Below are 6675 nucleotides of genomic sequence, written 5' to 3'. Positions count from 1 at the left end.
GGGTGCGGGAATTGCCACTGACGTTGACCCGCCGCACGTATACCCGCTTGCCCGGATCCACAAAAAACGTGAGCGTCACGGTGCGGGCCGCGCGATCGAGCTCGGGAACGGGGTTGATGTTGGCGAAGGCGTAGCCCTCATTGCCCAGCCGGGTGCTGATGGCATCCACACTGTCCGTCACACGCCGGCGGGAAAACACTTCGCCGGGCATGACACCGATCAGCGCTTCCAGCTCTGCCTGGGGCACCACCATTTCACCGGCGAGGCGCACCGCCGCCACCGTGTACACGTCACCCTCGCTGATATTCACAGTGATATACACCCCCTGCTTGTCGGGGGTGATGGCGACCTGGGTGGAATCGATGCTGAAATCCACATAGCCCCGGTCGAGATAGTAGGAGCGCAAGGCTTCCAAATCCCCGGCCAGCTTTTGCCTGGAGTACTGATCGTTGCCGGAAAACAAAGCGCCCAGGGTGGGTGGTGTCAGTTGAAACACATCCAGCAGGGTTTCATCGTCAAAGGCATGATTGCCGATGATGCTGATGCCACGGATCTTGGCCACCTTGCCCTCATTGATTTTCAGCAGCACCTCTACGCGGTTTCGCTCCAGCGGTTTGACTTGCGAACTGATGCGGATGCCGTACTTGCCCCGGGCGAAATACTGCCGCTCCAACTCCAGTTCCGTTTGCTCCAAAACGGAATGATTGAACACCTGACCCTCGGCCAGGCCGATACGCTTCAAGGCATCACGCAACTCGTCATCGCCGATATCCTTGTTCCCTTCAAACTCCACCTTGGCGATGGACGGCCGTTCCGCAACCTTGACGATCAGCACTTTCCCTTCCCGGGCCAGCTCCACATCGGAAAAGAAACCCGTTTTAAACAGGGCACGCACCGCTTCCGCAGCGCGTTTTTCAGTCAGGGTCTCCCCCACCGCGAGAGGCAAATAATTGAAGACCGTGCCGATTTCTATCCGTGTCAGGCCCTCCACCTTGATGTCCCCGATGACGAAATCGGTAAAGGCAAGCGCCGGTCTGGACAACAGCACACAGGCCAGCACCAGGCACGCGGCCCAAACCCCGTTCACGCGCCGCTTGGAAGAGTTCAAGCAAAAATTCCCACTATATCGTTGTAAAACGCCACCACCATCAACATCATCAACAGCACCATCCCCAACTGCTGCCCCGCAGCCTGGGCCGCCTCGGTCAAGGGGCTGCCTTTGATGAACTCAATGGCGAAAAAAAGCAGATGGCCGCCGTCCAGCACCGGAATAGGCAAGAGGTTCAACACCCCCAGGCTGATGCTGACAACGGCGAGAAAAGTCAAAAAGGACACCAGGCCCGCGTCGGCGGAACTGCCGGCATACTTGGCGATGCTGATGGGTCCACTGATGTTGGACATGGACACCTGGCCCGCCACCATGCCCCATAACATGCGCACCGTGAGCACGGAAATGTCCCAGGTTTTCTGAAGGGCCGCGCCCAAGGCCGTGGTGGGCGGGTATTTCAGCTCCGTCTGCCAGCGCTGGACAAAGGCCTCACTCACTTCCACACCGGCCCCGATAAAGCCGTAGTCGCCACCGTCCTCGTCATGTCTCGTGGCCGGCGTCAGCGGCAGTTCCACCTCGCTGCCGGCGCGCCGCAGCGTCACCATCATGGTTGCGGCAGGGTGAGCGCGGACGTATATCACCCACGCCTCCCAGTCTTCCACGGGCTGACCGTCGACACTGAGAATACGATCCCCCGGCCGCAAGCCGGCGGCGGCAGCAGCGCCGCCCGCCTCCACCGTGCCAATCACCGGCGGCAGCTTCGGCTCCGCGGGGGTAAAGCCGATAAGTTCCATCAGATTGCCCCGCTCCAGTTGCGCCGCCACGCTGGAAATATCGAGGCGCCGCAGTCGCTGTTGCCCCGTCACACTCTCGACCGTGACCGCCACGGCGTGCTGGTCCAGGGTGCTGTTGATAATGGCCAGGGCCACATGGCGCCAGGTGGGTGTGGGCTCGTCACCCACGGCGACAATGGTTTCCCCGTATTCAAAGCCCGCAGCCTCAGCGGGACTGCCGGGCGCCACCTCGCCCACCACCGGTTTCAGGCCGGTGACCCCCAGCACAAAGATCAGCCAATAGGCCACGATGGCGAACAAAAAATTGGCCAGCGGCCCCGCCGTCACGATGGCGGCACGCGCCCCCAGGGACTGATTATTGAAAGCCCGGTGGCGTTCCTGCGGCGCCACCTCCCCCTCCCGTTCGTCGAGCATGCGCACATAGCCCCCCAAAGGAATGGCGGCCAGCGCATATTCAGTCTGGTCCGGCCCCTTGCGCACCGACCACAGGGGCTTGCCGAAACCGATGGAAAAGCGCAACACCTTGACACCCATGCGCCGCGCCATCCAGTAATGGCCGTATTCATGGAAGGTGATCAACAGCCCCAGGGCGATGACAAAATAAAATACAGAGGACAAAACGCCACTCACGATGCCGCCCCCGACCGGGCCACGGCGGCCTCCGCCCGGCACCGGGCTTCGGCATCCACCGTCAAAATGGCCTCAAGCCTGTCCACAGGGGAAGTGGGCGCCGTCGCCAAAACCGCGCGCACCACCTCGGCGATGGCAGTAAAGGAAATCCGGCGTTCGAGGAAAGCCTGCACCGCCACTTCGTTGGCGGCGTTCAACACCGCCGGGGCGGCACCACCGGCCTGGAGCGCCTCATAAGCCAGCTGGAGACAGGGAAAACGCTGCCTGTCCGGAGGCTCGAATTCCAGCCGGGCCACCTCGAACAAGTCCAGGGTACGCACCCCCGCGTCAATGCGCTGCGGCCACGCCAGGGCGTGGGCGATGGGGGTGCGCATGTCCGGACTGCCCAACTGGGCCAGCAGCGAGCCGTCGGCATATTCCACCAGCGAGTGGATCACACTCTGGGGATGCACCACCACCTCGATCCGCGCCGGCGGCAGGCCGAACAAGTAGCAGGCTTCGATGACTTCCAGGCCTTTGTTCATCATGGTCGCGGAATCCACGGAGATCTTGCGGCCCATGTCCCAGTTGGGATGGGCACAGGCCTGCTCCGGTGTCACCTCGCGCAGCTCGGCGGCCGCCGCCGTGCGAAACGGCCCCCCGGAAGCGGTGAGCAAAATGCGCCGCACCCCCACGGCGGCCAAAGACTGGTGCCCAACGCCAGCGGGCAGGCACTGGAACACGGCGTTGTGTTCGCTGTCCACGGGCAGCAACTGCGCACCGTAACGGTTCACAGCGTCCATGAACAGGGGGCCGGCCATCACCAGGGCTTCCTTGTTGGCCAGCAGAATACGCTTGCCCGAGCGCGCCGCCGCCAGGGTGGGGCGCAGCCCCGCGGCGCCGACGATGGCGGCCATAACCACGTCGGTATCGGGATGGGCGGCAATCTGCTCCAGCCCCTCCGCACCCGCCAGCACTTCCACCGTCGGCGCCGCCTCCCGCAAGGCCGGTCGGAGGCGGGCGGCTGCGGCCTCGTCGGCCATTGCGGCAAAGGCGGGTTGAAAGCGCCGGCACAGCGCCAGCAGCCCCGCCACATCGCGGTGGGCACTTAAGGCAAAGATGCGAAAGCGCTCGGGGTGACGGGCCGCCACATCCAGGGTGCTGGCGCCGATGGAGCCGGTTGCTCCCAAGACGGTCAGTCTTTTCAATGGGGCGCTCCCATCACGCTCAAACCAAAATAGAACACCGGTGCCGCCGCGGTGATGCTGTCGATGCGGTCCAGGGCCCCACCGTGGCCGGGGAGAAAATGTCCGCTGTCTTTCACTCCTGCCCGGCGCTTGCCCACACTCACCAGGAGATCCCCCACCACGGACAGGGCCGCCGTCACCACGGTGAGCAGCACCAAGCCCAGCCAGGCACCACCGCTCCAGGCCAGCATCTCCCCCCCGATCAACGCGGCCAGCGCCGCCGCCACTACCCCGCCAGCGACACCCTCGATGGATTTGCCGGGGCTGATCGCCGGCGCCAGCTTGTGCCGGCCGAAACGGCGGCCGGCAAAATACGCCCCGCTGTCGGCACACCAGACGAGGGTGAATAATAGCAGAACCCAGGCGGGCCCCTGTTCCCCCAGGGCCCGCAGGCTCACCACCGCCCACCACGCAGGCACCAAAACCGCCACCCCCAGGGCGGCGCCGCCCAGCGGATTCCAGGCTTGGGCGGGAAGCGCCCGGCACCGGTGCCGGGCCATGCGGACCGCCAGCACTGTCCACAGCAAGACGCTGACCACAGCGCTCACCGTCACCGCCAGGGTGGTACCCGCCAGGGGATAGAACAGGAGCAGGCACACACCGACCGCGCCGGTGAAGATGACGCGCCCCGGTGGGGGCAGGGCGATCAAGCGCGACCATTCCCAGGCCCCAACGACGATCACCAGCCCGATCAGTGCCGCGAACAAAGGACCGGGCCAGGCAAGCACCGCCCAGACGAACAAGGGAATAAGCACGGCGGCGGTCAGCAGACGCCGCTTGAGCTCCACCGTCACCACCGCCAGGACCTGAAATGCGCCAACGGAGCATCCGGCCGATCAATAACCGGCAACAGCAGCGACACCTGGCCAAAGCCGGCCGGGGAAGCCCGTCGTCGGGTTTGGGGGAATGGTTCCAAGAAACGGAAGAGCGGGAACAGGGCGTCGCGGACCCGGGGCGCACAGTCAGTGGCAGTTGACGAAAAATCGCGGCAATACGGACCGCGCCCCCGCTGCTTCAGCCGCTTCATCCCAAACCCGACTGGCTTCTAGGCACCTTTGGCCTGCTCCGCCTCCACTTGCTCCCCGGTGCGGCCGAACCGGCGTTGGCGCCCGGCGTAGGAAAGCAGCGCTTCTTCGAAGGCGGCCTTGTCAAAATCCGGCCACAGCACGTCAGTGAAGTAGAGTTCACTGTAGGCCAGCTGCCACAGCAGAAAATTGCTGATGCGCTGCTCGCCTCCGGTGCGTATGAACAGATCCGGCTCGGGCAGGCCGTAGAGCGCCGTGTGGGACGCCAGTTCGTTTTCGGTCACTTCTTCCGGGCGCATCTCACCCCGGGCAATCTGTTCACCCAGCCGGCGCGCAGCATTGGCAATGTCCCAGCGCCCCCCGTAATTGGCCGCCACCACCAGCTTAAGGCCGGTGTTGCCCGCCGTCAGGGCCTCGGCGTCGGCGATATCGTTTTGCAGCCGCACCGGCAGGCCACCACGATCACCGATCACCCTGAGCTGCACCCTGTTGTCGTGCAGGCGCCGGCTTTCCCGCTCAAGGGCGGTGGAGAACAATTCCATCAACAACGTGACTTCTTTTTGCGGCCGCCGCCAGTTTTCGCTGCTGAAGGCAAACAGCGTCAAGACCTCTACGCCCTTTTCCCCACAGGCCTGCACCACCTGCCGCACCGCCTCCATGCCGGCACGGTGACCGGCAATGCGCGGCATCATGCGCTTGCGGGCCCAGCGACCGTTGCCATCCATGATGATGGCTACGTGCCTCGGCACGCCATTGCCAGACATCAGGGCGATTTCTTTTGCTTTTGACATTGAACCTGACAAACCCGCTGCCTGCCACCAAACACCGTGGGAACCCAACCGTGCAGCAGCGGCTTAGATCTCCATCAGTTCCTTTTCTTTCGCCGCAAGCAGGGCATCGATATCAGCGACATAACGGTCGGTGAGCTTTTGCACCTCGTCCTGACCACGGCGTTCCTCATCCTCGGATATGCTTTTGTCTTTGACCCGTTTCTTCAGCTCATTGTTGGCATCCCGGCGGATATTGCGCACGGCCACCCGCGCGCTTTCCCCTTCACCCCGCACCACCCGGATGAGATCCTTGCGGCGTTCCTCGGTCAGGGGCGGCAGGGGAATGCGCATGACGGTTCCCGAGGTGGCGGGATTGAGCCCCAGATCGGAGTTCAAAATCGCTTTTTCGATCACTGGCACCATGTTTTTGTCCCAGGCGGTAACGGTCAGGGTGCGAGCGTCGGCCACGGCCACATTGGCCGCCTGGGACAGCGGCACCTCGTTGCCGTAATACTCCACTGTAATATGATCGAGCAAACTGGTGTGCGCACGGCCGGTACGGATTTTCGACAGCTCATCCTTCAACGCGGCGACGCTCTTTTGCATGCGTTTCTCCGCCTGCGTCTTGATATCGTCGATCATGAAACTTCCCCCTTTTCCACCAAGGTACCCACCTCTTCTCCGGCGATGATACGCGCCAGGCCGCCCGGGCGGGTGATATCAAAAACGCGCAACGGCATGGCATAGTCCCGGCAAAGGACCATGGCGGTGGCGTCCATCACCCCCAGATTGCGGCGCAAAGCCTCATCGTAGGTCAGGCGGCGGTAGCGCTCGGCGCCGGGGTCTTTGAACGGATCGGCGGTATACACGCCATCCACTTTGGTGCCCTTGAGCAACAGATCGGCGTTGATTTCTATAGCCCGCAGACTGGCCGCCGAGTCTGTGGTGAAAAAGGGGTTGCCGGTGCCGGCGGCGAACACCACCACCCGTCCCTTTTCCAGGTGGCGCACGGCGCGCCGGCGGATGAAATCTTCGCAGATCTGGTTGATCTTGATGGCAGACATCACCCGGGCGGGCACGTGGCGCTTTTCCAGGGCATCCTGCAGGGCCAGGGCATTCACCACCGTGGCCAGCATACCCATCTGATCGGCGGTGACCCGGTCTATCCCCGCCGCCGCCAGC

6 protein-coding genes are annotated in these 6675 nt (G+C 63.6%); all 6 read right to left on the bottom strand.

The window, feature by feature from the left end; genetic code table 11:
* A partial coding sequence (gene bamA, locus ENJ19_09385; GenBank protein ID HHM05936.1) for an outer membrane protein assembly factor BamA occupies positions 1 to 1108 on the bottom strand: 1108 nt, incomplete at its 3' end.
* A complete protein-coding gene (gene rseP / locus ENJ19_09380) occupies positions 1105 to 2472 on the bottom strand; it encodes an RIP metalloprotease RseP (protein HHM05935.1) in 1368 nt (455 codons plus the stop codon). The genes bamA and rseP, both read right to left, overlap by 4 nt.
* The gene (locus tag ENJ19_09375) at positions 2469 to 4358 is read right to left on the bottom strand and encodes a 1-deoxy-D-xylulose-5-phosphate reductoisomerase (protein HHM05934.1); all 1890 of its coding nucleotides are present in this window, start codon (positions 4356 to 4358) and stop codon (positions 2469 to 2471) included. Before ENJ19_09375 ends, rseP begins: the two co-directional genes overlap by 4 nt.
* A gap of 385 nt (positions 4359 to 4743) precedes the next feature.
* A complete protein-coding gene (locus ENJ19_09370; protein ID HHM05933.1) occupies positions 4744 to 5514 on the bottom strand; it encodes an isoprenyl transferase in 771 nt (256 codons plus the stop codon).
* A 63-nt stretch (positions 5515 to 5577) separates the two neighbouring features.
* The gene (locus ENJ19_09365) at positions 5578 to 6135 is read right to left on the bottom strand and encodes a ribosome recycling factor (protein ID HHM05932.1); all 558 of its coding nucleotides are present in this window, start codon (positions 6133 to 6135) and stop codon (positions 5578 to 5580) included.
* Positions 6132 to 6675: UMP kinase (locus ENJ19_09360; protein HHM05931.1), on the bottom strand; the 544-nt coding region annotated here is incomplete at its 5' end. The genes ENJ19_09365 and ENJ19_09360, both read right to left, overlap by 4 nt.

Source organism: Gammaproteobacteria bacterium (assembly GCA_011375345.1).
Classification (GTDB): domain Bacteria; phylum Pseudomonadota; class Gammaproteobacteria; order DRLM01; family DRLM01; genus DRLM01.
Note: the sequence above shows the minus strand (reverse complement) of the source record. Positions and strands in the feature narration are given on the sequence as shown.